The organism is Streptomyces sp. NBC_01176, assembly GCF_045039825.1.
Taxonomy (GTDB): domain Bacteria; phylum Actinomycetota; class Actinomycetes; order Streptomycetales; family Streptomycetaceae; genus Streptomyces.
Map to the genome: position 1 here is coordinate 1,389,085 of NZ_CP108600.1, position 26,470 is coordinate 1,415,554.

General features: G+C 72.0%; 19 protein-coding genes. 9 read left to right on the forward strand and 10 right to left on the reverse strand.

Annotated features, from left to right (window positions below; all coding sequences use genetic code 11):
* Complete coding sequence (locus tag OG199_RS05805) at window positions 1–2,814, forward strand: NHLP bacteriocin export ABC transporter permease/ATPase subunit (protein ID WP_405828359.1); 2,814 nt, start codon at window positions 1–3, stop codon at window positions 2,812–2,814.
* A 25-nt stretch (window positions 2,815–2,839) separates the two neighbouring features.
* On the opposite strand, the gene OG199_RS05810 is transcribed toward OG199_RS05805, so the two are convergent.
* Both OG199_RS05810 and OG199_RS05815 read right to left on the reverse strand, forming a co-directional pair.
* Window positions 2,840–3,376, reverse strand: coding sequence for an SRPBCC family protein (locus OG199_RS05810; RefSeq protein WP_356801125.1), 537 nt, complete (start codon window positions 3,374–3,376; stop codon window positions 2,840–2,842).
* Between the two features lie 6 nt (window positions 3,377–3,382).
* Window positions 3,383–3,736, reverse strand: coding sequence for a metalloregulator ArsR/SmtB family transcription factor (locus tag OG199_RS05815; RefSeq protein ID WP_356801126.1), 354 nt, complete (start codon window positions 3,734–3,736; stop codon window positions 3,383–3,385).
* A gap of 212 nt (window positions 3,737–3,948) precedes the next feature.
* Here OG199_RS05815 and OG199_RS05820 point away from each other — a divergent pair, with 212 nt between their 5' ends.
* On the forward strand, window positions 3,949–5,448 hold the full coding sequence (locus OG199_RS05820; protein ID WP_401809003.1) for an MFS transporter: 1,500 nt from the start codon (window positions 3,949–3,951) through the stop codon (window positions 5,446–5,448).
* Window positions 5,449–5,459: 11 nt separating this feature from the next.
* On the opposite strand, the gene OG199_RS05825 is transcribed toward OG199_RS05820, so the two are convergent.
* Entirely contained in the window at window positions 5,460–7,034 is a 1,575-nt protein-coding gene (locus OG199_RS05825; RefSeq protein WP_405828362.1) for a bifunctional phosphatase PAP2/diacylglycerol kinase family protein, read from the reverse strand.
* A 459-nt stretch (window positions 7,035–7,493) separates the two neighbouring features.
* Window positions 7,494–7,940: a protease inhibitor gene (locus OG199_RS05830; protein WP_405828364.1), complete on the reverse strand. Its 447-nt coding sequence runs from the start codon at window positions 7,938–7,940 to the stop codon at window positions 7,494–7,496.
* Between the two features lie 349 nt (window positions 7,941–8,289).
* Between OG199_RS05830 and OG199_RS05835 the strand changes: the two genes are divergently transcribed.
* The 3 genes from OG199_RS05835 (at window position 8,290) to OG199_RS05845 (ending at window position 11,469) form a co-directional block, all read left to right on the forward strand.
* Window positions 8,290–8,862 carry a hypothetical protein gene (locus OG199_RS05835; RefSeq protein WP_356801130.1) on the forward strand — a complete coding sequence of 191 codons (573 nt, stop codon included), beginning with the start codon at window positions 8,290–8,292 and terminating at the stop codon, window positions 8,860–8,862.
* 282 nt (window positions 8,863–9,144) lie between these two features.
* Window positions 9,145–10,740: a purine-cytosine permease family protein gene (locus OG199_RS05840; protein ID WP_405828366.1), complete on the forward strand. Its 1,596-nt coding sequence runs from the start codon at window positions 9,145–9,147 to the stop codon at window positions 10,738–10,740.
* Window positions 10,741–11,469 (forward strand): cyclase family protein, encoded by a 729-nt coding sequence (locus OG199_RS05845; protein WP_356801132.1) that lies wholly within the window; start codon window positions 10,741–10,743, stop codon window positions 11,467–11,469. It begins immediately after the preceding gene.
* 43 nt (window positions 11,470–11,512) lie between these two features.
* Here the strand turns inward: OG199_RS05845 and OG199_RS05850 are convergent, their stop codons facing one another.
* Window positions 11,513–12,694: a PucR family transcriptional regulator gene (locus OG199_RS05850; protein ID WP_405828368.1), complete on the reverse strand. Its 1,182-nt coding sequence runs from the start codon at window positions 12,692–12,694 to the stop codon at window positions 11,513–11,515.
* A 113-nt stretch (window positions 12,695–12,807) separates the two neighbouring features.
* Here OG199_RS05850 and OG199_RS05855 point away from each other — a divergent pair, with 113 nt between their 5' ends.
* On the forward strand, window positions 12,808–13,977 hold the full coding sequence (locus OG199_RS05855) for a lactate 2-monooxygenase (RefSeq protein WP_401809080.1): 1,170 nt from the start codon (window positions 12,808–12,810) through the stop codon (window positions 13,975–13,977).
* A complete protein-coding gene (locus OG199_RS05860; RefSeq protein ID WP_356801134.1) occupies window positions 13,974–14,942 on the forward strand; it encodes an NAD(P)-dependent oxidoreductase in 969 nt (322 codons plus the stop codon). Before OG199_RS05855 ends, OG199_RS05860 begins: the two co-directional genes overlap by 4 nt.
* Window positions 14,943–15,663: 721 nt before the next feature.
* On the opposite strand, the gene OG199_RS05865 is transcribed toward OG199_RS05860, so the two are convergent.
* The 4 genes from OG199_RS05865 to OG199_RS05880 all read right to left on the reverse strand — a co-directional run bounded on the left by OG199_RS05865 (window position 15,664) and on the right by OG199_RS05880 (window position 20,432).
* Window positions 15,664–17,643: a ricin-type beta-trefoil lectin domain protein gene (locus OG199_RS05865; RefSeq protein ID WP_405828370.1), complete on the reverse strand. Its 1,980-nt coding sequence runs from the start codon at window positions 17,641–17,643 to the stop codon at window positions 15,664–15,666.
* A gap of 562 nt (window positions 17,644–18,205) precedes the next feature.
* Window positions 18,206–18,496, reverse strand: a complete 291-nt coding sequence (locus OG199_RS05870) for a hypothetical protein (protein ID WP_405828372.1) — start codon at window positions 18,494–18,496, stop codon at window positions 18,206–18,208.
* Window positions 18,412–18,822 (reverse strand): hemerythrin domain-containing protein, encoded by a 411-nt coding sequence (locus tag OG199_RS05875; protein ID WP_405828374.1) that lies wholly within the window; start codon window positions 18,820–18,822, stop codon window positions 18,412–18,414. The genes OG199_RS05870 and OG199_RS05875 overlap by 85 nt, the downstream gene beginning before the upstream one ends.
* A complete protein-coding gene (locus tag OG199_RS05880) occupies window positions 18,819–20,432 on the reverse strand; it encodes an MFS transporter (protein WP_405828376.1) in 1,614 nt (537 codons plus the stop codon). The genes OG199_RS05875 and OG199_RS05880 overlap by 4 nt, the downstream gene beginning before the upstream one ends.
* A gap of 183 nt (window positions 20,433–20,615) precedes the next feature.
* On the opposite strand from OG199_RS05880, the gene sigJ reads away from it, so the two are divergent.
* Together sigJ and OG199_RS05890 are read left to right on the forward strand one after the other, a co-directional pair.
* Window positions 20,616–21,560, forward strand: a complete 945-nt coding sequence (gene sigJ / locus OG199_RS05885; RefSeq protein ID WP_405828378.1) for an RNA polymerase sigma factor SigJ — start codon at window positions 20,616–20,618, stop codon at window positions 21,558–21,560.
* Window positions 21,557–23,104 carry a cytochrome bc complex cytochrome b subunit gene (locus OG199_RS05890; RefSeq protein WP_405828380.1) on the forward strand — a complete coding sequence of 516 codons (1,548 nt, stop codon included), beginning with the start codon at window positions 21,557–21,559 and terminating at the stop codon, window positions 23,102–23,104. The genes sigJ and OG199_RS05890 overlap by 4 nt, the downstream gene beginning before the upstream one ends.
* On the opposite strand, the gene OG199_RS05895 is transcribed toward OG199_RS05890, so the two are convergent.
* On the reverse strand, window positions 23,015–26,113 hold the full coding sequence (locus OG199_RS05895) for a glycoside hydrolase family 2 TIM barrel-domain containing protein (protein ID WP_405828382.1): 3,099 nt from the start codon (window positions 26,111–26,113) through the stop codon (window positions 23,015–23,017). The two genes, OG199_RS05890 and OG199_RS05895, sit on opposite strands and share 90 nt — an antisense overlap.
* Window positions 26,114–26,470 lie beyond the last annotated feature (357 nt).

A 26,470-nucleotide genomic window follows, 5' to 3' on the forward strand; every position in this document is an offset into this window, starting at 1 on the left:
ATGACGACGGTTCACGAGGGCGACGTCGTCCTCGGCGCGCTCGGCACGATGGGCACGCCGGTCGACTGCGCCGGACTCAACCGCCTCGACCTGGAAGGGCCGCAGGTCCTGTGGCTGGTGGTCGCGGGCGCCCTGGACCTGTTCGCGGTCGACGCGGCCCAGCAGGGCCATTGGCACCACCTCGGCCGCCTCGAAGCGGGCTCGCTGCTGCTCGGCCCGGTCGCGGGTCCCCAGCACACGCTGGTGGGACGGCCGTTGCGGGACTGCGCGGTACGCCGGATCGTGCTGCGCGAGCTGTACCAGCCGGTCCCCACCGAGACCTGGTCCTACGACGAGTACGGCAACCCCCAGTACGTGCCGCCGACATCGAGCCCGCTGGAGTACGCCCTCGCCCTCGGCGTCGGCCGCAGCCTCTCCATCCTCTTCCAGGCTCCCACGGCCACGGAGAACGCGGCCGCGCTCACGGACGACGACGTCTTCTGGATGCAGGTGCCGCCGGGAAGTGTGCAGTACGGCTCGTTGTACGGGGCGGAGGCCGCGGCGGACCTGCTGATGGACTCGGGTGTCTGGCAGGGCATGGTCGACCAGCAGTACCGGCTGCTGGCCACGCTGGACCGCTGGATCGAGCAGCTGGAGGCCCGTCACGAGGACCGGACGGCGGCGGGCATCAAGGCGGGCGAGGCCGTCCGCGCCCAGGCCGACCGGACCCTGCTGGCATCCATGGGGACGCCCTCGAAGCGTCCTACGTCGGCCGACACGGACGCCACCTACGCGGCCTGCGCGCTGGTCGCCCGCGCTTCCGGGATCACGCTCGCCGAACCGGCGCAGAGCGGCACGGAGAGCGACCGGCTCGACCCGGTGGAGCGGATCGCACTGGCCTCGCGCGTCCGCAGTCGTGCGGTGCGCCTGGACGGGCCCTGGTGGCGGGACGACATCGGCCCGCTGGTGGGCCGGCGTGCGGTGTCGGGCAGCCCGGTCGCGCTGCTGTGGCGGCGCGGCGGCTATGTGGCGGTACAGCCGTCGTCCGGGCGGGAGACGCCGGTCGAGAAGGCCAACGCGGCCGAGTTCGAGCCGCGGGCCGTGATGTTCTACCGGCCGCTGCCCGAGCGCCGGCTGAGCCCGTTGCGGCTGGCGCGGTTCTGTCTCCAGGGCACGGGCAGCGATCTGCGCAACCTCGCGGTCAGCGGTCTCGTCACCGTGGCGATCGGTGCCCTGGTGCCGATCGCGACCGGCAAGGTGCTCGGCGAGTACGTGCCGAAGGCACAGCACGGTCTCATCGTGCAGGTCTGCCTGGCGATCATGATCACCAGTGTGGTGTCGGCGGCGTTCATGCTGTTGCAGAACCTCACGCTGCTGCGGATGGAGGGACGGATCGAGGCGACGCTGCAACCGGCCGTGTGGGACCGGCTGCTGCGGCTGCCGACGAAGTTCTTCACCTCGCGCTCGACCGGTGAACTGGCCAGTGCCGCCATGGGTATCAGCGCGATCCGACGTCTTCTCGCGGGCGTCGGGCCCACACTCGCGCAGGCCGGCACGGTCGGCGCGATGAACCTGGGTCTGCTGCTCTGGTACAGCGTGCCCATGGCGCTGGCCGCCGTTGCCATGCTCGTCGTCATCGCGGCCGTGTTCCTGGGGCTCGGTCTGTGGCAGGTGCGATGGCAGCGCCGGCTGGTCGTGCTCGGCAACAAGCTGAACAACCAGGCGTTCCAGACCCTGCGCGGACTGCCCAAGCTGCGGGTCGCGGCGGCGGAGAACTACGCGTACGCCGCCTGGGCGGGCGAGTTCGCGCGCAGCCGTGAACTCCAGCGGAAGGTCGGCCGCATCAAGAACCTCACCGCGGTGCTGGGGGCGGTCTATCTGCCGCTCTGCTCCCTGCTGATGTTCATGCTGCTCGCCGGGCCCGCGAGCGGATCCCTGTCGGCCGCGGACTTCCTCACCTTCAACACCTCCGTGACCATGCTGCTGACCTCGGTCACCCAGCTGACCGGCGCCTTCGTCTCGGCGGCGGCAGCGCTCCCGATGTTCGAGGAGATCAAGCCGGTGCTCGACGCCACCCCGGAGGTCCGGGTGGCGAGCACCCGCCCCGGCGTGCTGTCCGGGGCCATCGAGGCCCGCAGGCTCTCCTTCCGGTACTCCGACGACGGCCCGCTCGTCCTCGACGACGTGTCGTTCGACATCCGGGCGGGCGAGTTCGTGGCGATCGTCGGTCCCAGCGGCTGCGGCAAGTCCACGCTGCTGAGGCTGCTCATCGGCTTCGACAAACCGGTCTCGGGCAGTGTGCTGTACGACGGTCAGGACCTCGCGGCCCTCGACCAGTCCGCCGTGCGCCGTCAGTGCGGTGTCGTGCTCCAGCACGCGCAGCCGTTCACCGGCTCCGTCCTGGACTGCATCTGCGGCACCGAGCCGTACACCCCCGAAGAGGCGATGGCGGCGGCCGAGATGGCGGGCCTGGCCGAGGACATCAGGCGGATGCCGATGGGGCTGCACACGATCGTCTCCGGCAGCGGCGCGGTCTCGGGCGGCCAGCGCCAGCGCCTGATGATCGCCCAGGCGCTGATCCGCCGCCCGCGCATCCTCTTCTTCGACGAGGCCACCAGCGCCCTGGACAACGAGACCCAGCGCACGGTCATCGAGAGCACCCGGGCGCTCAACGCCACCCGGGTCGTGATCGCGCACCGGCTGTCCACGGTCATGGACGCGGACCGGGTGATCGTGATGGAGGACGGCCGGGTCGCCCAGCAGGGGCCTCCCGCGCGGCTGCTCGCGGACACGGGCGGGCGGCTGCACGAGCTGGTGCGGCGGCAGTTGGCGTGAGGGGTCGGTCCATCCCGCTGGGAGGTCAGTCCATCCCCGGTACCCGGGCGCCGGAGGGGACACCGGCGGCGAGGTAGGCGCCGTAGATCTCCCGCCAGGGCGCTCCGGCACCGGCGTGCGGGCCCGGCGAGTGCCGGCCGAGGGCCTTGGCGTCGAGGGCGGCGAGGCACACCTCCCAGCCGGCGCCGTTGCGGGCGGCGGTGTCCTCGGCCGCGAGCACGTCGGTGAGCGTGAGGTGCGTGCGCTTCTCGTCGAGGGCCTCGAGGTCGAAGTGCAGTTCGTCGCCGCCCCAGTCGAAGGAGAGGTGCCGGGGCGGGTCCACGGCGATGACGCGACCTGTGGAGTCCGGGGTGTTCGGGTCACCGCTGAACCTGATCGTGCCGCCGGGGCGCAGCTCGATCTCCGCGCGGGACGGGAACCAGCCGGCCAGTTCCTCCGGGTCGGTCACGAACTGCCAGACGCGGTCGATCGGGTGGTCGTAGGTACGGCTGAAGCGGACCGCGGGGCGGCCGTCGTCGAGGGTGAGGTAGGTGCCGGTGAGGGCGGTGCGTTCGGCCGACATGGTGGCTCAGTCCTTCGCGGAGGGGGCTTCGGGGTCGTCCGACGGCTCCCCCGCCGTCTTGTCCAGACGGCGTCCGAGAGTGTCGAGGCTGTCGTTCCACAGCGTGCGGTACGGGGCGAGCCAGGCGTCGAGTGCGGCGATCGGGGCCGGATCCAGCGCGTAGACGCGGCGCTGCGCGTCCTGGCTGACCCGGACCAGGCCCGCGTCCCGCAGCACCCGCAGGTGCTTCGAGGTGCTCGGCTGGCTCAGTCCGCATGCCGCCACGATCTCTCCGACGGGGCGCGGGCGCTCCCGCAGCAGCGCGACGATCGCGCGGCGGTGCGGGTCCGCGAGCGCGGTCCAGGGAGTGACGTCGGGCATGCGCCCCAATATGCCGCGTCGGTTATATGCCGGTCAAGGCATACAGGGATACGTGCACCTCGCCGCGAGATGCGCGATGTGACGGTCGCCTCACTCGACACCTCTAGCGAAACGTTGCCGTTTCGCAGGGCGGTGCTCTACTGTCGATGTGTACGAAACAGTTTCGTTTACGTCTCCGTTACCCTGAGCGACTTCCCTGGAGTGGTTCTCCCATGTCCCAGACCCTGACCGAAGGTGCCCGCAAGGGCTCCGTGGACTCCTCGTCCGCGCCGTCGTCGAGGCGGTGGTGGATCCTCGCGATCATCGGCATCGCGCAGCTGATGGTGGTCCTCGACGCCACCATCGTGAACATCGCCCTCCCGTCCGCGCAGGCGGACCTCGGTTTCTCCGACGGCAACCGGCAGTGGATCGTCACGGCCTACTCGCTGGCCTTCGCCTCCCTGCTGCTGCTCGGCGGACGCATCGCCGACCTCTTCGGGCGCAAGCCCGCCTTCCTCATCGGTGTCGCCGGATTCGCCGGCGCCTCCGTGCTCGGCGGCGCCTCCACGAGCTTCGGCATGCTGGTCACCGCGCGTGCCCTGCAGGGTGTCTTCGGCGCGCTGCTCGCTCCCGCCGCGCTCTCGCTGCTGAACACGACGTTCACCGACGCGAAGGAACGCGCCAAGGCGTTCAGCGTCTACGGCGCGATCGCCGGTGCCGGCGGCGCGGTCGGTCTGCTGCTCGGCGGTGTGCTGACCGACGCGCTCGACTGGCGCTGGACGCTGTTCGTCAACCTCGTCTTCGCGGTCGTCGCCTTCGCCGGCGGCTGGGTGCTGCTGGGCAACCACCGGGACGCCGCGAACTCCCGGCTCGACCTGCCGGGCACCCTGCTGGTCTCCGCCGGCCTCTTCGCCGTGGTCTACGGCTTCTCCAACGCCGAGACGCACGACTGGAGTTCGCCGCTGACCTGGGGCTTCCTGACCGCCGGTGGCATCCTGCTCAGCGCCTTCGCCCGGTGGCAGACCCGCGCCGAGCACCCGTTGCTGCCGATGCGCGTCCTGCTCGACCGCGACCGCGCCGCGTCGTTCGTCACCGTGCTGATCACCGGTGCGGGCATGTTCGGCGTCTTCCTCTTCCTCACCTACTACCTGCAGCTGAACCTGGGATTCAGCCCGACCAGGACCGGCGTCGCCTTCCTGCCGATGATGGCGGCCCTGATGATCATGGCCCAGGTGTCCACCACCGTCCTGGTACCGCGCATCGGCCCGAAGATCGTCATCCCGGCGGGCTTCGCGATCGCCGTCGCCGGCATGGCCTGGCTGACCGGTATCGGGGTCGCCTCGGACTTCTCCACCGCCGTGCTGCCGCAGCTGCTCCTGATCGGCGCGGGCCTCGGCATCGTGATGCCGCCCGCCATGTCGCTGGCCACCAGCGGGATCGCCGCCGAGGACGCGGGCGTCGCGTCCGCCACGGTCAACACGATGCAGCAGGTGGGCGGTTCGATCGGTACCGCGCTGCTGAACACGCTCGCCGCGAGCGCCGCCACCAGCTACCTGGCCGGCAAGGACGCGACGAACAAGCTGGTCCGGGCGCAGTCGACGATCGAGAGCTACACCACCGCCTTCTGGTGGTCGGCCGGCTTCTTCGCCGCGGGCGCGGTCATCGCCTTCCTCCTGTACCGCCGTGGCGCCCAGGAGCAGGACCCGGACGCCGTGCGCGCCGTCCACATGTAGGACCCGTGTGATCACCCCGGAACCGAGGGGCCGCCGTCTGCAGGGAGACGGCGGCCCCTCCTCCCGTTGCGCCGCCCGTCGGCCCGAGCGGCCCGCCCCGTGTTCGCGTTCCGCGCCGCGGCGGGCCGGTACACGACGAGCGCCCGCCGCTCCTTCTCCAGCCTCACCCCGGCCGGTGCGGGCGCGATCTCACCGTCGTACGCGAGGGTCTCCGTGCCGCCCAGACCCTCCAGTTCGACCCAGGGCACCGCTTCGGCGCGGTACACACGGGAGCGGCCGAGCGCGCCGACGAGGGCGGAGACCACGACCCGGGTACGGGCGAAGCGGTGGGCGCCGTCGATCAGCCGCAGATCGAGGAGTCCGTCGTCCAGGCGAGGCCGGGAGACCGGGGCGAACCCCTCCGGCTCGTAGCGCCCGTTGCCCGCGAAGAGCAGCCACAGGCGTCGGTCACGGCCGTTGACGCGCAGTTCGACGGGGGCCGCGTCGCGCAGGACCCACACCAGGGCGACCACCGAGGCGGCCCTCTTGCCCCAGTGGTGCTCCAAGCGCTCGCGGATCCCCACGAGTTCGGGATACAGGCCGATGCTGAAGGTGTTGAGGAACCGCACCTCGTGCCCGGTCCCCGGCGGCCTCGCCACGCCCAGATCCACCCTCACCGCCTCACCGCGGCGGATCGCCGTGGCGGTGTCCTCCAGGCCGGGTACGCCCACGTCCTGGGCGAAGTGGTTCAAGGTGCCGCCGGGGAACACGGCGAGCGCGAGCCCGCGTTCGGCCGCAACCCGCGCCGCGGCGTTGACGCTGCCGTCACCCCCGCACACCCCGAGCGCACCGCCCGCCTCCACGGCCCTCGCGGCCGCCCGGTCGAGCAGCGCGGCGAAGTCGTCGTCCGGGCCGCGTTCGATCAGCTCGGCCGCGGGCAGCAGCGCGCGCAACCGCGCGACCGGGGACGACGCCCCGGGCTCCGCCGTCCCCGCCTCGCCGTTGACGAGCACGACGAGCCCCGCGCCGCCGGGCAGCGCCGGTGCGGGGACCGAGGGCCGTTCCCGCTCCGGGAGCACCGGGCGCGGTGGCCACCAGCGGGCGGTGAGGACGGCCGCGCCGACTCCGATCGCCACGCCGGCCAGCACGTCACCGGGGTAGTGCACCCCTACGTACACCCGCGAGAAGGCGACCGCCGCGGCGATGGGCGCGACCAGTGCGCCGGGTCCGGCCGACTCCAGGGCGACTCCGGTGGCGAAGGCCGCGGCCGAGGCGGAGTGCCCGGAGGGGAAGGAGGTGGTGTGCGGCTGCCGGGCGAGGTGGCGGATGGGCGGGACCGTCTCCAGCAGCGGGCGGGGCCGCCGGGTGCTCCACTTGGCCACGGTGTTGACGGTCAGCGAGGCCAGCGCCAGCGAGCCCAGACCCCGCAACGCCGCCCGGCGGCCGGTGCCGCTTCCGGCGAGCGCCAGGCCCGCCGCCGCACCCAGCCACAGCCGTCCGTGATCGGCGTAGTGGCTCAGCCGTCGCAGCGCCGGATCCGCAGCGGGCAGCCGCGCCGCCGCCACACGTCGGAACAACCGTCGGTCCGCGTCAGCCAGAACACTCATGATCCAGGGCTACGGCACCGGGACGGACCCGGCATCCCCGGAGACTCGGACCGGTGACGCCACTGCTCCGCGCGGAGCCTCCCGCGCGGGTCGCCGCAGCTCCGACCGGGCCCGAGGTGCCGAGGTGCCGAGATACCGATGTGTCGGTGCTCCGGTGCTCCGGTGCTCCGGTGCTCCGGCAGGTGCGCGTCGGGTCCGCTTCCCCGGGCGCTCGGGCCCGCGGGTGCCGTGCCCGGGGTTTCCAGCCTTCGGCGTGCTTCCCCGCGGGGCCAAACCCTCCTGGGACAACGCGACTTGTGTCCTCGTGGGCGGGCCCGGAACATGCCGAGGGCCGACCGGAGGCCCCACTCCGCCCGGCCGACCCTCGGTGCGAGATCGCGCTGCGCTCCGCGACGGGGCTCGCACTCCCCAGTTACGCGCCTCGATCGATGCTCACGAAAAGCGCGCGATCCCGGTCTCTCAGAACGTGAAGACGGTCGTCCCGTAGGAGTTCTTCACGCACTCGTTGGCGAAGGTCCGTTCGTACGCGACCCGCTTGCCCTGCCAGACACCGGCGACCGTGACGACCACGGGATCGAACTGCTTCGTACACAAGGCGCCGTCTCTGACCGACAGGGCATCGAAGTCGCCGCCGGCCCCACGGAGTTCGGCGCAGGCCTGGACGGCCGCGGGGTGGGTGCCGGAGGCGGTCGGCGCGCAGTTCAGCGTGACGGCGCGTTCCGGGGTCGCGGTGCCGGCGCTCTCTCCGTGGCCCGTGGTGAGCACCAGGGCCGAGGGGGCGTAGAGCCCGGACGGGGCGAGCGCGGGGGCGGGGGCGGGGGCGGCGAGGGCGGACCCTCCGAGGGGCCCGCAGACGGCGGTGGCCGCGAGGGTGAGAGTCGCTGCCCAGCGCGCGGTGTTCGGCATTGTGTGCATCCTTCCGCTCGGTTGAATGCGGCACCGGCTCGGTGTGTGTCGGTGCGGCGAGCGCGAGTCTGCCGAGTCCACACCGGAAACACACATCGACCCCACGCGTTTCGGTAACTTTGAGTATTGAATCACTGGCGCGAAGTAACGAAAGTCGAACGTTCGAGCCCCACAACGGCACGGCCGTTGATCGCCCGGGGCATCTTCCTGGCCGGTTTCCCCCGGCTCCGCAATAGGCCTGAAACATTCCGCTCAGCGCACCCCCGACCCCGCGGGACCCCCTTTCCGCCCACGGCGGACATCGCCCGCGACCCTTGCGCATCCCCTGCAATGGAGTAATCGTCATTACATGATTACGACAGAGCACCGCGAGCAGATACGGGGCTGGTTCGCCGGCCGCCTTCCGGACGATCTCTTCGAGAGCCTGGCGGAGGTGACCGTCGACCGCGAGGAGATCACCGTCGTCGGCCGCGTTCCGGAACCCAGGCTCGCCGAGGGCGCCTCGGACGCCGAGCGGGAGGCGGCCGTCCAGGCACGCGTCCAGGAGTTCAGGGAGCGCACCCGCGACGACCGGGTCGCGGTCGCGCGCGAGGCGGAGCACCGCTTCCGCCGGAAGGTGTCCTGGGGCGTCGAGTGCGGGGGTGAACGCGCGCTGTTCACCCACGTCGCGGCACCTGTCATGACCCGGCTGCGCCAGCCCGAGCGCCAGGTCCTCGACACCCTCATCGCCGCCGGCGTGGCCCGCAGCCGCAGCGACGCGCTCGCCTGGTGCGTCCGCCTCGTGCAGCGCCACACCGACGACTGGCTGACGGAGCTGCGCGACTCGCTCGCACACGTGGAGCGGGTCCGGGCCCAGGGACCGGACGCCGGGCCCCAGGACGCTGCCGCCGCCGACACCGAGGGAGAACAAGAAGAGAAGTAGGGGGAACGGGAAGGGCACGAGGAGGAGCGGAAGGAGTGAACGCGAGATGACGCCGTAGCGAGGGACCGCCCGCACTATGGAGGAATCGTCCTGCGGTGGCTCGGACGGTGGATGATCCGTCCTCTGGTGCCCGTGCTCCGCCACGCCTTAACGTCGGCAGACCCCACGAGGACGGCTTCCGCTCACGCCGCACACCCCAGCGGCGACAACCGGCCATCCCTCCCCCGGCGCCACCACGCGTTCCACCGCCCGTCCGGGTACAGGCACTTCGCTGGAGCACTCTTGTCCGACAACTCCCCGACCACCTCTCCCTCCCTCACCGAGGTCGAGACCTATGGCGTCGAGCGGATCCCCGACGCGGACCGCAGCGCGTCCCCGCTCGACCTGTTCCGGGTCGCCTTCGGCGGCGCCAACACCTTCTCCACCTGTGTTCTCGGAGCCTTCCCCATCCTCTTCGGGCTCTCCTTCTGGCAAGGGCTCGCGGCCACGCTCCTCGGCGTGGTGGCGGGCGCGCTGATCCTCTGCCCGATGGCGGTGTTCGGGCCGGTCAACGGCACGAACAACGCCGTCTCCTCGTCGGCGCACCTCGGAGTGCACGGCCGTGTGGTCGGCTCCTTCCTCTCCCTGCTCACCGCGATCGCCTTCTTCTCCATCTCGGTGTGGAGCTCCGGCGACGCCCTGGTCGGCGGCGCGCACCGGCTCTTCGGCCTGGAGCGCAGCAATCTGTCGTACGTCGTCGCGTACGCGCTGTTCGCCGGTCTGGTGCTCGCCGTGTGCGTCTACGGCTTCCGGTTCATGCTCTTCGTCAACAAGATCGCGGTGACCTCGGCGACCGTGCTCTTCCTGCTCGGCGCGATCGCGTTCGCCGGTGACTTCGACCCCTCGTACGCGGGTGTCTTCACGGCTTCGGCGGACTCCGCGACCCAGTCGCTGTTCTGGCCGTCCTTCATCGGATCCGCGCTGATCGTGCTGTCGAACCCCGTGTCCTTCGGCGCGTTCCTCGGCGACTGGTCGCGCTACATCCCGGCCGACGCGCCGCGCCGCAGGGTCGTCGGCGCCGCGTTCCTGTCGCAGATCGCGACCCTGCTGCCGTTCGTCTTCGGTCTGGCCACCGCGAGCATCATCGCGACGAAGGCTCCGAAGTACGTCGATCCGGGCGCCCCCGACTTCGTGGGCGGGCTGCTGGCCATCTCCCCGAGCTGGTTCTTCCTGCCGGTGTGTCTGCTCGCGCTGATCGGCGGCATGTCGACGGGCACGACCTCGCTGTACGGGACCGGGCTCGACTTCTCGTCGGTGTTCCCGCGGCTGTCGCGGGTCCAGGCGACGCTGGTGGTGGGTGTCCTGTCGATCGCCTTCATCTTCATCGGCCGTTTCGGTCTGAACCTCGTCCAGTCCATCTCCACGTTCGCCACGATGATCATCACGTGCACCACTCCGTGGATGGTCGTGATGATGCTGGGCTTCTACACCCGGCGCGGCTGGTACGACCCGGACGCGCTGCAGGTCTTCAACCGCCGCCAGCGCGGCGGCCGCTACTGGTTCTCGCACGGCTGGAACTGGCGGGGCATGACGGCGTGGTGGGTGGCCGCGATGGTCGGTGTGCTGTTCACCGACATCCCCGGCCAGTTCGTCGGGCCCCTGGGCGACCTGGCCAACGGCATCGACATCAGTCTGCCGCTGTCGCTGGCCGTCGCCGCGGTGCTGTTCCTGACGCTGCTGCGGGTCTTCCCCGAGCCCCGGGCCGTATACGGGCCGCAGGGCGCACGGCTGGCCCGTACGGTCGACGTCCCGGTCCCGGCGATCACCGGGCCGGGCGCGGAGACGGACGGCTCGCGGACGGACGGCTCGACGCCGGCCCTCGCCACCGAGGGCAGCTGAATGGGACCCTGGATCGATCTGTCCGTCCCCGTGGTCACCGGGATGCCCGTCTATCCCGGTGACCCTCGGGTCGAGGTGACCAGGGCGCTGAAGGTCGCCGAGCACGGCGTCAACGTCCTGCAACTGCACATGGGTTCGCAGTCGGGGACGCACGTCGACGCCCCGTACCACGTGGACGAGGCGTGGCCCACGCTGGACGATCTGCCGCTGGAACGGTTCGCGGGGGCGGCCGTGGTGGCCGACGTCCGGGGTCTGCCGGCCCGGGAGCCGATCACCCCGGATCATCTCGCGCCGGCGCTCGGCCTCCTCGGGCCGCGACCGGCCGGCATCCTCCTGCTGGCCACCGGATGGTCGGCGCACTGGGGTACCGACCACTACGCGGCGCACCCCTGGCTCACACCGGAGGCCGCGCAGGCCCTCGTCACCGCGGGGGTGCGCACGGTGGCCGTCGACGCGCTGAGCGTGGACCCCACGGGTGGAGCGGAGTTGCCGGCCCACCGTGTGCTGTGCGGCGCGGGAGGGGTCATCGCCGAGAACCTGACCGGCCTCGACCGGCTCGCCGAGGCACAGGCCGCGGGCCGGTCGGTCGAGGTCTTCCTGTTTCCCCTGCGCCTGGCGGGAGCGGACGGCGCACCGATCCGGGCCACGGCCCGCGTCGGCGACCCGGGCCAGGACACCCCGCCACGGGGCGGCCCCTCTCCCGAGCCGGGCCGGACGGGTCTGAGCTGAGGGACCCGGCCGGCCCGGACGGGTCTGAGCTGAGGGACCCGGCTCAGGCCCTGATCGTGCGGGCGATGTCCAGGGTCAGCCGTTGCCAGGGGTCGCGCGGGTCGCGGTCGGTCAGTTCGCGGATGCGGCGCAGGCGGTAGCGCAGGGACTGGGCGTGGAGATGGAGTTCACGTGCGGCGGCGTTCGCCGTACCCGTGTCGAGGTACGCGGTGAGCGCCGCGAGCAGGTGTCCCTGCCCCGGATCGGTGAGCGGTCCCAGCACCAGACGGGCGATGTGGTCCGGCGGCGCGGCCGGGTGCCCGGCGAGGAGCGCGAGGACATGGGCGTCGGCGTCGGTGAGGAGGCGGCCTCCCCGGTACGCGTGGGCGGGTGCCGTGTCGAGGGCGTCGGCGGCCAGCCGGTGGGCGACGGCGATCCGGTCCAGACTCTCCGCCGTGATCGCGCAGCCGCGCAGCTCCAGCGAGCGGAGTGCCGCCCCGGCCCCCGCGAGGGCAGCGGCGGGCAGCAGCAGGACGGCGCGGGGGCCCCGTACGGTCGTCGGCGAGATGACGTCGGGGGTGCCGGTGGTGTCGAGCGTGTCCAGCAGGGCCGTCACCACGTCGTGCGTCATGTCGGGGCGGTCCGGGCCGGCCGGTTCGGTCACCAGCAGGCACGCGGGGTCGGGTAGCTGGATGCCCAGCCGGGCCGAGCGGTCGGTCAGCGCGCCGACCGAGGCGTGCCGCCCCGCGATCAGGTCGTCCAGGAGCAGCCGCAGCGCCCGGTCACGGTTCGCGGCGAGGTCCTCGCTGGTCGCGGCGTACGCGGTGGCCATCTCCTCGGAGAGGGTGTCGAGCGCGGTCAGCAGCATCCTGGTGAGCGCCAGGGCGTCCGTCGCGGTCAGCCGTGGCGCGCGGGCGGCGATCTCGTCCGTGAGGACCGTCGCCGCGACCCGGTAGGCGCGCAGCACCGCCTGGACGGGGCGCCCGTCGGCCGCGCGGGCCGCCGCGATGCCCCGGAAGCGCCGCAGGTCCGACGGCTCCAGGGTGGCGTCGGTGGCCCACAGGTGGAGCAGGCGCTCCAGCCCCCAGGCCGCGATGGCCCGTACCTCGGGCAGCCGGCTGTCGTCGAGCGCGGCGTAGACCGGCACCTGTTCGTGCACGGCGGCGACGACCGCCTCCACGACACGCGGGTCGCCGACCATCTCCTGCCGGACACGTTCCCTGACGTCCACGGGCCTGTTTGTCACGAGGTGATGATCCCAGCCACGCGATGTGCGCACCACAGTGGACGGACCTTGTCACAGTGGCCAGGATCGACGGCGTACAGCGCGATCTCAGGGACGAGAGGCGGGACGTACGGATGGCGAAGCACTGGGCCGACTTCCAGTACGAGATCTATCTGAACGGAATGACGGGCGCCGTGCCGCGGCTGCCCACCGATCTGACCCGGCTGGAGGAGCTCACCGAGCAGCGGCTCGGCCCCGGTCCGGTCGGCTACGTGGCGGGAAGCGCGGGCAACGGCAGCACCGCGCGGGCGAACCGGGAGGCGCTCGACCGCCGCCGGATCGTGCCGCGCATGCTGCGGGACGTGCACGAACGCGACCTGTCCGTCGAGGTGCTGGGGCGCGCCCTGCCCGCGCCGCTGGCGCTCGCGCCCGTGGGCGTGCTCTCGATCATGCATCCGGACGCGGAGTCCGCCGCCGCGCGGGCCGCCGCCGCGCAGGGTGTCCCGTACATCCTGTCCTCGGCGTCCAGCACGCCGATGGAGCAGGTCGCGGAGACGATGGGTGACGCGGAGCGCTGGTTCCAGCTGTACTGGGCGAAGGACCGCGAGGTCACCCGGAGCTTCCTGGCCCGGGCGAAGGCCGCCGGGTACACGGCCCTGTTCGTCACGCTGGACACTCCCCTGCTGGCCTGGCGTCCCCGCGACCTCGACCAGGCGTATCTGCCGTTCCTGCACGGCATCGGCACCGCGAACCACTTCTCCGACCCCGCGTTCCAGGCGGGTCTGGCCAAGCCGGTGCACGAGGACCCGAACGCGGCGGTGATGCACTTCGTGGGGATGTTCGCCGACCCCGGGAAGACCTGGCCGGACCTGGCCTTCCTGCGGGAGAACTGGGACGGGCCCATCGTCCTCAAGGGCATCCTGCACCCGGACGACGCCCGGCGCGCGGCCGACGCGGGGATGGACGGCGTGGTGGTCTCCAACCACGGCGGCCGGCAGGTGGCGGGTTCGGTGGCTGCCGCCGACGCGCTGCCCCGCGTGGTCGAGGCGGTCGGCGACCGGCTGACCGTCCTGTTCGACAGCGGCATCCGCACCGGCGACGACATCTTCAAGGCGCTCGCCCTCGGCGCACGGGCCGTACTCGTCGGACGGCCGTACGCCTACGGGCTCGGCCTCGACGGACAGGCGGGCGTCGAGCACGTGATCCGCTGCCTGCTCGCGGAGTTCGACCTCACGCTCGCCCTGTCCGGACACTCCCGCCCCGCCGGCCTCGGCCCCGACGACCTGATCGAGGAAACACCGTGAAGAACGTACTCGCCGTGGTCTCCGCGCATGTGGGCGGTCGCACCGCCGGAGCCGCGCTCGCCGGCGTCTTCCCCGGCGAGGCCCGCGTCACCGTCGTCGAGACGACCGACGAGGACCCCGGCGCGCTGCGCGAGGCCCACGTCATCATCACCGGCCTCGCCCCGGTGACCGCCGGGCACCTGGCCGCCGCACCGGACCTCGAACTGGTGCAGTGCGCCAGCCACGGCTTCGACTACGTGGATCTGGACGCCGCCCGCGCCAAGGGGGTGCCGGTGTGCAACATCGGCTCCAGCGGCGCCGAGAAGCAGAATGTGGCCGAGCAGACCTTCGCCCTCATGCTCGCCCTCGCCAAGCAGCTGATCCCGGCGCACACCGCGCTCGTCGACGCGGACTGGGCGCTGCCGCGGCTGCAGCGGTCCATCACCGAGCTGTCCGGCAAGACCCTCGGCATCATCGGGCTCGGTCACATCGGCGAGGAGGTCGCCCGCCGCGCGGTCGCGTTCGACATGTCCATCGTGTACGCCGGTCCGCAGTCCGTCGGCGCGGAGGCGGAGGCCCGGCTCGGCGGCGCCCGCCATGTCGAACTCGACGAACTGCTGCGGACGTCGGACTACATCACGCTGCACGCGCCGCTCACCGAGGCGACCCGGCATCTGCTGAACGCCGAACGGCTCGCGCTCCTGAGGCCCACCGCGTTCGTCGTCAACACCTCGCGGGGCGCCCTGATCGACCAGGACGCCCTCGCGGACGCGCTCGACGCGGGTGCGCTGGCCGGCGCGGGTCTCGACGTCTTCGACCCCGAACCGCCCACGGCGGCGCTGCGGTTGCTCAAGGCCCCGAACGTCGTGCTCTCGCCGCACGTCGCGGGCGTCACGCGCGAGACCCTCGTACGGATCGCGCTGGCCGCGGTCCAGAACGCCGCCGACTTCGTGGCGGGCAAGCCGCCACGGGATGTGGTGTCGTAGGGGGCTCGGCCCGCCCCCACGCCCCATCCCCCGTCCCACGCCCGGTCCCCGTCGCGGGACCGGTCCCGGTCCCGGTCCCGCGACGGAGCCTGGTGTCGCGGGGCCGCCCGGTTCGCAAGGTCCCGGTCCCGCGGGGCGGCCCGCCCCCACCGGGCGCACCGACCCGCGGGGCCGCCGGGTCGCCCTGGGGCGACCCGGCCAGCGAGCGCACCGTCCTGCGGGGCCGATGGGCGTTCCTGGTGTGCCCGGTGCCTTGGTGCGCCCGGTGCCTTGGTGCGCCGGGTGCCTTGGTGCGCCCGGTGTCCCTGGTGCGCCTGGTCTCGTCGGCGCACCGCCCCAGCGGGGTACCCCGGCCCCAGCGGGCGGGGCGCACCGCATCCGCAGGGCGGCCCGCTACGGTCGGCCGACTCGGTCCCGTCGCGCGAGACCATCCCCCCGCACGGACCGATCCCATCAGACGAGCCGATCCAGTCCGGCAGGCCGGCCCCGGCCCCCTCGGGAACCCGGCCCCACAGGTACACCGCCCCCGGCCGGGTCACCCGACCCCATCGAATACACCGCCTCCACAAGGCGACCCGCCACCATCGGCCCACTCGGTCCCCTCGCGCGAGACCATCCCCCCGCACGGGCCGATCCCGTCGGACGGGGCGATCCCGTCGGGGCCGGGCTCCCCCGGCGGCTCGTGCGCGCCGGGGGAGCCCGGGCGCCGGGGACCGTTCCTTCAGAGGGCCGTCCCGGCCGCCGCGGGAGGAAGTCCTGCGGGCAGCGGCGGCACGGACTCCGGGTGCGTGCGGTCGTCGGTGCTCACCGCGCGGGGTTCCTCTGGGGCGTCCGGCGCCGTCGTGTCCGGGGTGTCGGGTCCGCCCGTCGGCTGCTCGCCGTACGGGGCGCCCGGCTGTCCGTCTCGCTGTCCTCCCGTCGTGCCATCGACGCGCGCCGGCTCGGTGACGGGACTCCTCGCCGCACCCGACGCACCCGCCGTGCCCACCGCGCCCGCCGTGCCCACCGTGCCCACCGCGCCCGCGATCGACAACGACCGGGGTGCGGCGGACGAGGAGTCGGTGCGCCAGCGCTGCGCGTCGGAAGCGCTCCGGTCCTTGACGACGACGACGGCGTCCGGGCCGGTGGAACCGGGCGCGACCGCGAGCCCGCTCCGCGCGCGGGGCAGCAACTCGCCCCGCACGGTGAGGTCGTAGCGGACCTCGTCGCCGTGCGCGTCCCCCGGACCGACACAGCGGTTCAGCGCGACGACACCGTCGACCGCCCCGGAGTCCAGGCACATTCCGGGGTCGGCGACACTGCGCAGCAGCCCGTCGTCCTCGTACGACCACTGCTGGGTCCGGGCGGCGGAACAGACGGCGAGCTCGGTCTCCGCACCGGACGTCGTCCTGCCGCCCCGGATGTCGAGGCACAGGTCGGCGGCGAGGTTGCGCAGCCGTGTCCGCTCGGTACCGGTGGGCAGTCCGGCCGAGGTCGGGGGCGAGGAACGCGGGGCGGCCGGCACGGTGTGACTGCTGCCGACGCCCGTGGAGGCGGCCGGGTCGCCGCCGCCAGAGGACGACACGCTCACGGCGATGACGGTCGCGAGCAGCAGCGCCGAGGCCGTACCCGCCCCCGTGAGCAGGGCCTTGGACCGTGCCTGGCCGGTCGCGATCCGGCGGCCCGGCGCGGGGATCCTGGCCAGCAGTCGATGGCGCCCCCCGCTCCCGGGCCCCCCGCCACCCGCGTGACCGCCGTCGTCGCCCGGACCACCACCACCTCCCGCACCACCGAAACCGCCGCCACCACCTCTTGGGCCGCCTGGAACGGCGGGATCACCCGAAGGGCGCCCCCCGAACGCCGGCCCGCTCGGGGGGCGCACTCCTTGCCGCGCGCCCCCCGAGCGGGTGTCGAGATAGCGCCGCGCGCCCCAGCCGAGCACCGCTTCGGCGAGCAGGACACCCAACTCGCCCTCGCAGTGGTCAAGTTGCTCCGCAGCATGTCGGCAGTGGGCGCACCCCGCGAGATGGTGCCGGACGTCCGACGACAGCGCACCGCCGCGACGCGTCAGGACATCCAGCAGCCGATTGTAGAAACCGCATTCCTCACTCGGCGCGAGTTCCCGATGGGCGCGTAGACAACCCCGCCGGAATTGCTCGCGGGCCTGCTCCCGAGCGGCCGTCGCGGTCGGGATGTCCATGCCCGACAGACCGGCTGGTACGGATATCGGCTCGGCCTCGACCTCGGTGTGCCACAGCAGACACTGGGCGGAACCCGGGAGCGCCTGGAAGGAACGCTCGGCGAGCTTTCGATTTTCGGCCGTCATGGATCCCGCCACCCGCATACCGCGGCCACCGGCGGGTTTCCCCAAGTCCGGCAGAACACCGGATATCCGGTCCTCGGCGGACCATTCCTTGACGGTGTCCCGCACCGTCACCAGGAGCCGGGGCCGCAGGGCAGCTCCGGACTCGCCGCGCATCAGGCAGTCGAGCGCGTAGTGGAAGGAGGTCGCGGCGACCATCGAGGCGACGTGCGACGAAGAGGCGAGGCAGATGACCGAGTAGTCGTACGTCGACTGCCAGTGGCGGGCCATCAGCAGGGCGACGGACTGTGTGGCCCCGCCCTCCGGTCGGCCTCTGAGCCGGGCGGCGAGACTCTCGTCGCATTCACCGGAAGCGCCGCCGGGAGGATAGGCGGGACGAGGGGGGTGGGGGGTGGGCACGAAGCGGGTTCCTTCCACGGTGCAAGGTGGCACACAGGCCATTTCCGGCCGCCGAAAAGCAGCCCTGCCCGGTGCGTACCTTTTTGGCGATGCGCCGGGAGAACAGCCGGGCGGGAAGGTCGGCGAAGACCTTCGTCCGGAGCCTTTCAGCTCGTCGGCGGTCCGGAATGACGAACACGTATTTCCTACCCGGCCATTGACCACGCGCAGTAAGTTCACCCTCGCACAACACACTCATGGCCAACAAGGCGCCTGAGCAACATCCGCATCTTTGAAAGATGGTCAAATGCTCTGGCAACTCGACCTATTCGCACCGGCTTTCGAAATTTCTTTGCGCCCCGTGTGAACCGCGCGCTCGCGCCGGAGCCCGTCGCACGCTCCCGGCGCACGGAACCCGGTGGTCCACTGGAACCCGGCCCTTCTCGGAGGCCCCGCGCAGGACGGCGGCTCTCCCGCGCGAAACCGGCCGCCGGCCCCGATCCTCCCGCCCTCGGCCGGCGGCCCCGGGGCGCGGTCCGCGCGGCCGGACGGAGCCGTGGCCCCGTCCGGGCGCTCCTCGGGTTCAGGCCCGCCACACACCGCGCCTGCGGTAACCCGCCTCCCAGAAAAGCCGGTTGAGGACCCGCACGGGAGGCGGCAGCGCACCGAGGAACCGGGCCCGGTCGGCGGCCGGCGCTCCGTCGACGAGCCACGGCACGAAGACCGCGGCCCCGCGCAGCCCCTGCACCTCGCGGATCCGTCCGGTGAAGGCGCCCCAGTCCGCCGGCGTCAGTACCTCCTGGACGAGCGGAAGGGCGCTGTCCTCCTCGTGCGTGAGGTGGTCGTCGAGGGCGGCGGCCACGCGTGTACGCATGCGGGGAGTTCGGCCGACCGGTCACGAAGGGCGGTGTCGACGGCGGCCAGCAGCGCGCCGAGGCCGGCGTGCTCCGCCTCCATCGCGGCCAGCAGGGCGACGTCCCTGGGCCGGCCCGTGGCCCCGCGCTCCACACGCGGCCACAGGTCGCTGTCCTCCGCGGTGTGGTGGATGTGCAGCTGGTGCTTGAAGTTGTCCCAGCCCGCGCGGACTCCGGGGGAGGCCGCGGTGCCGTCCACCGCGGCCTTGGCCAGGCGCTCCAGGTCGCGCCGGAAGGCGTCGTGGGCCGCGTACATGACGGTGAGGTCGATGGTGTCGGTGGTCATGAGGCCGCTTCCTCCAACTGGGGTTCGTACACGGGCAGAGCGTGCGGGTTGGCCGACGGGCCGCGGTGACGGCGTACGGCGAGACAGGCGAGCGCCCCGGTCAGCAGCACGGCGGCGGCGACCAGGACGGCGGGCCCCATCGCCTGCACGAAGCCATGGCCGAAGACCTGGCCGCCCAGTGCGCGCATGCGGTCGGCGACATCGTGCGGAACGCCGTCCGGCACCCGCGCCGACTGCCCGGCATTGACGTCGGCCTCCCCCGTGGAGAAGGCGCCGACGAAACCGTCGCGGTACGCCGCGGGCAGCCGGCCGGCGCGCCGCTGGGCCTGCTCGGAGAGCGAGGAGGCCAGCCGGGCCTGGAGCACCGCGCCGACAACGGCACCCGCGAGCACCGAACCGACCTGCCGCAGCGCGTTGTTGAGGCCGGACGCGGCTCCGGAGAGCGTCGCCGGCACGTTGCGCATGACCTCGGTCGCCATCGGCGCGAAGGTGAACCCGGCTCCCAGGCCCGCGAGCAGGAGCGGGAAGGCGACCGCCGTCCAGCTCGACCCCACGTCCACCACGGCCACGATCCACACCAGGGCCGCGGCCCAGGCGAGCAGCCCGGTCATCAGGATGAACTTGCCGCCGACCTTGTCCGCGAGGACTCCGGCCGGCCCCGCCGTCACGAACGAGCCCAGCGCGAGCGGCAGCAGGACGAGCCCGGACTTGAGGGCGCTGAAGCCCAGCACGGACTGCAGGTAGATCGTCAGTGGCAGGAACATCCCGATCACGCCGAAGGACACCGTGACGCCGACGAAGTTGATGAGGGTGAAGTTGCGGTCCCTGAAGAGCGAGAACGGGACGAGCGGATCGTCGCCCTGCCGGCCGCGCTCGTGGCCGAGGAAACCGGCGAAGAGCAGCGCCGCGGCACCGAACAGGGCCAGGATCCAGCCGTTCCAGTCGTAGCGCTGCCCCTCCGTCAGCCCGAAGGCCAGGCAGAACAGGGCACTTGAGGCGAGCAGGACGCCGGGGGTGTCGAAGCGGTGGCGGACCGTGCGGCGCGAGGCCGGGATGATCGCCACGGCGAGCACCAGTACCAGCGCCCCGAGCGGCAGGTTCACGAAGAAGATCCACCGCCAGTCCAGGTGCGTGATCAGCGCGCCGCCGACGATCGGGCCGAGCGCGCCGGAGATTCCCGCGACCGCGCCCCAGACACCCATCGCGGCACCACGCCGGTCGGCCGGGAACACCTCCGCGATGATCGAGAGGGTCTGGGGCATGAGCAGCGCCGCGCCCAGTCCCTGGACCGCCCGGAACGCGATCAGCTGGGCCGGGTCCCGTGCGAGGCCGCAGGCGAGGCTGGCGAGTGTGAACAGGGCGACGCCGGCCAGGAAGAGGGCGCGTTTGCCGCGCAGGTCGCCGAGGCGGCCCGCGGTGATGAGCAGCACGGCCAGCGCGAGCGTGTAGGCGTTGACGACCCAGAGGATCTCGTCCAGTGAGGCGCCGAGATCCTGTCCCATGTCCGGGATCGCGATGTTGACGATGGTCAGGTCGAGCAGGGTCATGAAGAAGCCCAGGGAGAGCGTGATGAGGATCGCCCAGGGATTGCCGTGCCATTTCTTGAACACGATGTCTGTCTCCTAGTGCCGAGTTGGGTGCCGGGTGCACCGGGGCATCGGACTCGCGTTCAAGAGGGCACGGCGCCGGAACCGCGTGACGCCGTGAGACGTACGTCACTCTTTGGCCTCCGGATGTCACATTCGGACCTCCTGGGGGGCTCGCAGTGGTGAGCGCACCCAGGGAGGAATGGCATGTCCGAGCGGACCGAAAGCGCCACGCAGGTGTTCGTCGACCATCGCGAGCTGCTCTTCGCGATCGTCTACAACATCCTCGGCAGCGTCGCCGACACCGAGGACGTCCTCCAGGAGGCCTGGCTGTCGTGGACGGGCCGCGCCCGGCGAGCACCGCTGGACACGATCACCAACCCGCGCGCCTACCTCGTACGGATCGCCGTGAACCACGCGCTCGCGCGCCGCGCCGCGATCACCCGGCGCCGCGAGACGTACGTGGGGCCCTGGCTGCCGGAGCCGCTGCTCGACGAAGCGGCCCCCGACGACTCGACCGACCGCACCCTGCGCACGGAGTCGGTGTCGCTGGCGATGCTGGTGGTCCTCGAGTCGCTCACCCCGCTGGAGCGGGCGGTCTTCGTCCTCAACGAGGTGTTCGGGTACGCGCACACCGAGATCGCGGAGGTCATCGACCGCAGTCCGGCGGCCGTGCGTCAGCTCGCGCACCGGGCGCGGGAGCACGTGCACGCCCGCCGGCCGCTCTACCGGGCCCATCCCCGTGTCCGCCGCCAGGCGACCGAGCGCTTCGTCGAGGCGGCGCTCGGCGGGGACATCGCCGCGCTGATGGAGATCCTCGCGCCGGACGTGACCGTGTGGACGGACGGCGGTGGCAACGCGCCGGCGGGGCTGCGGCCGGTGCGTGGCCGGGACAAGGCGGCCCGGCTGTTCGCCGGTTACGCCGCCCGGCGCGGCGCCGGCCTCGACATCCGCTACCGGCGGGTCAACGGCGACGACTCCGCGGTGATCTTCGCGGGCGAGTCGCCGTACGCGGTCATGGTCATGGACCTCACTCCGGACGGCGAGCGGGTGTCCGACGTCTACATCGTCACCAACCCCGAGAAGCTGGCGCGCGTACGGCGGGCCGACGAGACCGACGCGACCGACGCGACCGAGGAGGAGCACGCATGACGGACACCGGGAGCACATCGGGGAAGACGTCCTCCGGCGAGCGCCTCGCCGACTGGTTCGACGGCCGTCTCGGCCTCCACACCCTCGGCAGGCGGTATCTGCGCAAGGTCTTCCCGGACCACTGGTCCTTCCTGCTCGGCGAGATCTGCCTGTACAGCTTCGTGGTGCTGGTCCTCACCGGCGTGTACCTGACGCTGTTCTTCCATCCGTCCATGAACGAGGTGACATACCACGGCGGTTACGTCCCGTTGAACGGCATCCGCATGTCGGAGGCGTACGCGTCCACGCTCGCCATCAGTTTCGACGTGCGCGGCGGGCTGCTGATCCGGCAGATCCACCACTGGGCAGCGCTGATCTTCCTGGCGGCGATGCTGACGCACATGATGCGGCACTTCTTCACGGGTTCGTTCCGCAAACCCCGCGAGCTGAACTGGGTGTTCGGCTGGACGCTGCTGCTCCTCGGCATGTTCGAGGGCCTGTTCGGCTACTCGCTCCCCGACGACCTGCTGTCCGGGACGGGACTGCGGTTCGTGGACGGGGCGCTGCTGTCGGTGCCGGTCGTCGGCACGTATCTGTCGTTCTTCCTGTTCGGCGGGGAGTTCCCCGGCCATGACATCGTGTCCCGCTTCTACTCGCTGCACGTCCTGCTGATCCCGGGGATCATGGCGGCGCTCGTCGTCGCGCATCTGGTCCTCGTCGTGTACCACAAGCACACCCAGTTCCCGGGACCGGGAAAGACCGAACGCAACGTCGTGGGGACGCCGTTCCTGCCGGTGTACCTGGCGAAGGCGGGCGGCTTCTTCTTCCTGGTGTCCGGCGTGATCACGCTGGTCGCGGCGGTCGCGACCGTCAACCCGGTCTGGGCGTACGGCCCCTATCGCGCCGACCAGGTGTCGACGGGCGCCCAGCCGGACTGGTACCTGGGCTTCGCCGAGGGCCTGGTGCGTGTCATGCCGGGCTGGGAGGTCGATGTCGCGGGGCACACGCTGGTGCTCGGCGTGCTCATCCCCGTGGTCGTCTTTCCGCTGCTCCTGGTCGCCATCGGCGTCTACCCGTTCCTGGAGGCCCGGTTCACGGGGGACCGGCGCGAGCATCATCTCCTGGACCGTCCGCGCAACCGGCCGGTGCGTACGGCGATCGGGGCGGCGTGGATCAGTGTGTATCTGATCCTGCTCGCGGGCGGCGGCAACGACATCGTGGCGACCCGACTGCATCTGTCCATCAACAGCGTGACCTGGGCCGTGCGGGTCTCCCTGTTCGTCGTCCCGGTCCTCGTCCTCGTGGTGACGCGCCGCCTGTGTCTGGGGCTGCAGCAGCGGGACAGCGAGCTGGTGGCGCACGGCCGTGCGACCGGCGTGATCACACGCCTGCCGCACGGCGAGTACGTCGAGGCGCACCGCCCGCTGGGCCCGGCCGAACTCCACACGCTGACCGAGCACGAGCATCGCGGGCGCTCAGACCACCGGGACCTCCAGCCTGCTGATGCGCAGCCCGCCGTCGGCGGCTCCAGGGTGCCCGCTGGTCAGGAGGATCCGCAGCCGTGACCCGCGGGCCCGGTCGAAGGTGATCACGGTCGGGGCGTCGGACGCGGTGGCCCAGTCGACTGCCGTTCCCCTCACCGGCACATAGCGCTCGCCGTCCCACACCGAGACCTCGGCCGAGGCGGGCAGGGTGTGCGTCGCGTCGACGGTGAAGGAGACCTCGACGCGGTCGACGGCACGGGGGCGCGCCCAGGTGACCGAGACCCAGTCCTCGGGGCGGGCCCCGCTGAAGTCGGGCAGCAGGGCCGTGGCCGACTTGTAGAAGGCGTTGGACCAGCCGGTGGCCGCGTCACCGTCGAGCATGGCGGCCGGCAGGGAGTCCGGGCGCCCCGAGTAGCCGGCGTCCGCGAACGGGTAGGCGGGGGAGCCGGGTCCCGGGTCGGGTTCGAAGCGGGCGGCCGGGGTGGTCGCCTTCGTGCGCGCCGCGGTGGCGGCCACGGCGACGGTGGCGCTCCGCAGGCCCTCGGAGCGGGCCGTCACGCGCAGTGTTCCCGGGCGCGTGCCGCTGCGGACGATCGCGAGGGCCTTGCCGTGGAAGGCGGTCCGGGTGCTCGCCTGATAGCGCTCGGCGCTCTCCTCCCGGCCGTTGTCGAGACCGGCGAGCGACCCGCCGTGGGCCTCGAACGCGATCAGGTGCTGGGCGTCGGGCACCACCACTCCCCTGGCGTCGACCACTTCCGCCGTCACGAACACCAGTGAACGACCGTCGGCGGGCAGGGACGTGCGGTCGGCGGTGAGACGGACCTCGTGCGGTGGGCCGGCGGTGCGCAGCACGTCGGTGGCGACGGCTCGGCCGTCGCGGCGGGCCACCGCCTTCAACTCACCGGGCGCGTACGGCACGTTCCAGGTGAGGTGGAGTCTGCCCGCGCTGCCGTTGGGACTGGTGTAGCTGCCCGGGTAGGGGCCGGTGGTGAACGTCTTGTCGTCGCCGGTCGCCTCGGTGGTCTCCAGGTACGTACGGCCGTCGACGGTCCTCTTCGTGTCGAACTTCCGTGTGCCGAGGGACTTTCCGTTGAGGAAGAGCTCCACGGTGTCGACGTTCGCGTACGCCCACACCTCGACCGTGTCGCCCCTGTCGTGGTTCCAGGTCATGGGCACCAGGTGGACCATGGGCTCGCTCACCCACTGGCTCCGGAACAGGTGGTACATGTCCTTGGGGAAGCCCGCGGTGTCGACCGCGCCGAAGAAGGACGCCTTGACCGGGAAGACGTCGTACGGCGTGGGTTCGCCGATGTAGTCGATCCCCGACCAGAGGAACTGGCCCGCGAACCACTTCCGGTCCCGGTCCTTCTTGTGGCCGTACTCGCCGCTCATGGTCCAGGAGGCGAGGTTGTTGTCGTACGAGGAGGTCGCGCGCCGGCCCGGTGTGTGGTTCTCGCCGGTGTTGAGGTGCTCCGGCTCCTGGTAGGTGCCGCGGGTGGAGGTCTCGGAGGAGGACTCCGACTCGAAGAGGAAGAGGTGGGGGTAGGCGGCGTGCAGCGCGTCGACCGACTGCGCGGTGTTGTAGTTGAGGCCGAGCCCGTCGAGCTTGGCGAGCATGAGGTCGGCCGCGGAGCCCTTGGCGGGCACGCGGCGGTACTTGTCGGAGCCGATGACCAGGGGGCGGGTGTCGTCGGCCGCTCTGACGGCGCCGATGATCCGGTCGGCCATGGCCAGTCCGGCGGTGGAGGTGGAGTCGGGGATCTCGTTGCCGATGGACCACAGGACCACGGCGGGCGAGTTGCGGGCGGCGAGGACCATCTCGGTGGCGTCCTTCTCGCACCACTCGTCGAAGAAGCGGCCGTAGTCGTACTTCGTCTTGCCGGTCCGCCAGCAGTCGAAGGCCTCCACCATCATCACGATGCCCAGCTCCTCACAGACCTGGATCATCTGCGGAGAGGGCGGGTTGTGGGAGGTGCGGAAGGCGTTGACGCCCATCGACTTCATGACGGTCATCTGCCGGCGGACGGCGTCGATGCTGATCGCGGCGCCGAGGGCGCCCTGGTCGTGGTGGAGGTCGACGCCCTTGATCTTGGCGTGGGCGCCGTTGAGGTGGAAGCCCTCGTCCGGGTCGAAGCGGAACGAGCGGATACCGAAGGACGTGCGGCAGGTGTCGACGGTGGTGCCGCCGACGCGCAGTTCGGTCTCCAGGGTGTAGCGGTGGCCCGGGGTCGCGAAGTCCCACAACCTCGGCCGTTCGACGACGAGTTCATGGGTCTCGTCGGTCCGGTCGCCGACCGTCGTGGTGGTGGACGTGCGGGCCGCGGTGCGGCCGTCGGGGTCGACGATCCGTGAGATCACCTGGACCTCGGCCGCGGCACCGGTCTGGTTGACCACGCTCGTCCGCGCCCTGACGACCGCCCGCCGCGCGGTGATGTCCGGCGTCGTGACGTGGGTGCCCCAGCGCTCGACGTGCACCGGTTCGGTGACCACGAGACGGGCCTCGCGGTAGATGCCGCTGCCCGAGTACCAGCGGCTGCTGGGGAGTTGGTTCTGGACCTTGACCGCGATGACGTTGGCGGTGCTGCCGTCCGTGTGCAGCAGCTCGGTGAGGTCGAGGGCGAACCCCGTGTATCCGTAGGGGTGGCGGCCGGCTTCGGTGCCGTTGCAGTAGACGTACGCGTCCATGTAGACGCCGTCGAACTCCACCGATATCCGCTTGCCGGCGAGGGCGGGCGGCAGGGTGAAGGCGATGCGGTACCAGCCGAGGCCGCCCGGGAAGAAGCCGGTTCCGCTGGTGGTGCCGTGCTCCGTGGTGGGGGTCTGCTCGATGCTCCAGTCGTGCGGGACGGCCACCTCGCGCCAGGCCGAGTCGTCGTAGCCGGGCTGTGCCGCGCCCTCGTACGCCCCGGTCGGGTCGGTGACCCCGCCCGGATCGACCAGGGCGAAGCGCCAGCCGTCGTGGAGCTCGACGGTGCTGCGGCCCGTCGCGTGCCCGGCCGAGGCCGCCCGGGCGTCGGTGGCGCCCACGAACGCTCCGGCCGTGGGGGCGGCGGTTCCTGCGATCAATACGGATCTCCGAGTGACCGTCAAAGCGGCTCTCCCTCATCAAGGGCTCATAACTCATCACAACTGATCGTGAACAAACAGATTCTGACTGGGTGACACACGGGCCCGTCAAGGGGCGGGCACCCACTTCCGTCCCGGGTGCCCCATCGTCCGGAACGTGTCGCGCCGTCGCGCTCCTCGGCCGGCCCGTGAGCGGGGTGCGCGACGCGCCCGCGCACCAGGGCGTGTTGCCAAAGACCCGCCCGCCTCGCGACGCCGGGCACGTCGTCTCGCCGCACCGGGCGAAAAACCCGAGTACGTCCAGTACGCGGGCTTGCACCGTCGCCCTGCGCCACCGCGACGGGCACACCCTCCCCGTACGGCTGTTGGCCCACCGCAGAC

Bases quoted from the DNA above. Each gene is read 5' to 3' on its own strand.
- OG199_RS05805 (WP_405828359.1), top strand. From the start codon at position 1: ATGACGACGGTTCACGAGGGCGACGTCGTCCTCGGCGCGCTCGGCACG.
- OG199_RS05810 (WP_356801125.1), bottom strand. From the start codon at position 3,376: ATGTCGGCCGAACGCACCGCCCTCACCGGCACCTACCTCACCCTCGAC.
- OG199_RS05815 (WP_356801126.1), bottom strand. From the start codon at position 3,736: ATGCCCGACGTCACTCCCTGGACCGCGCTCGCGGACCCGCACCGCCGC.
- OG199_RS05820 (WP_401809003.1), top strand. From the start codon at position 3,949: ATGTCCCAGACCCTGACCGAAGGTGCCCGCAAGGGCTCCGTGGACTCC.
- OG199_RS05825 (WP_405828362.1), bottom strand. From the start codon at position 7,034: ATGAGTGTTCTGGCTGACGCGGACCGACGGTTGTTCCGACGTGTGGCG.
- OG199_RS05830 (WP_405828364.1), bottom strand. From the start codon at position 7,940: ATGCCGAACACCGCGCGCTGGGCAGCGACTCTCACCCTCGCGGCCACC.
- OG199_RS05835 (WP_356801130.1), top strand. From the start codon at position 8,290: ATGATTACGACAGAGCACCGCGAGCAGATACGGGGCTGGTTCGCCGGC.
- OG199_RS05845 (WP_356801132.1), top strand. From the start codon at position 10,741: ATGGGACCCTGGATCGATCTGTCCGTCCCCGTGGTCACCGGGATGCCC.
- OG199_RS05855 (WP_401809080.1), top strand. From the start codon at position 12,808: ATGGCGAAGCACTGGGCCGACTTCCAGTACGAGATCTATCTGAACGGA.
- OG199_RS05870 (WP_405828372.1), bottom strand. From the start codon at position 18,496: ATGCGTACACGCGTGGCCGCCGCCCTCGACGACCACCTCACGCACGAG.
- OG199_RS05875 (WP_405828374.1), bottom strand. From the start codon at position 18,822: ATGACCACCGACACCATCGACCTCACCGTCATGTACGCGGCCCACGAC.
- sigJ (WP_405828378.1), top strand. From the start codon at position 20,616: ATGTCCGAGCGGACCGAAAGCGCCACGCAGGTGTTCGTCGACCATCGC.
- OG199_RS05890 (WP_405828380.1), top strand. From the start codon at position 21,557: ATGACGGACACCGGGAGCACATCGGGGAAGACGTCCTCCGGCGAGCGC.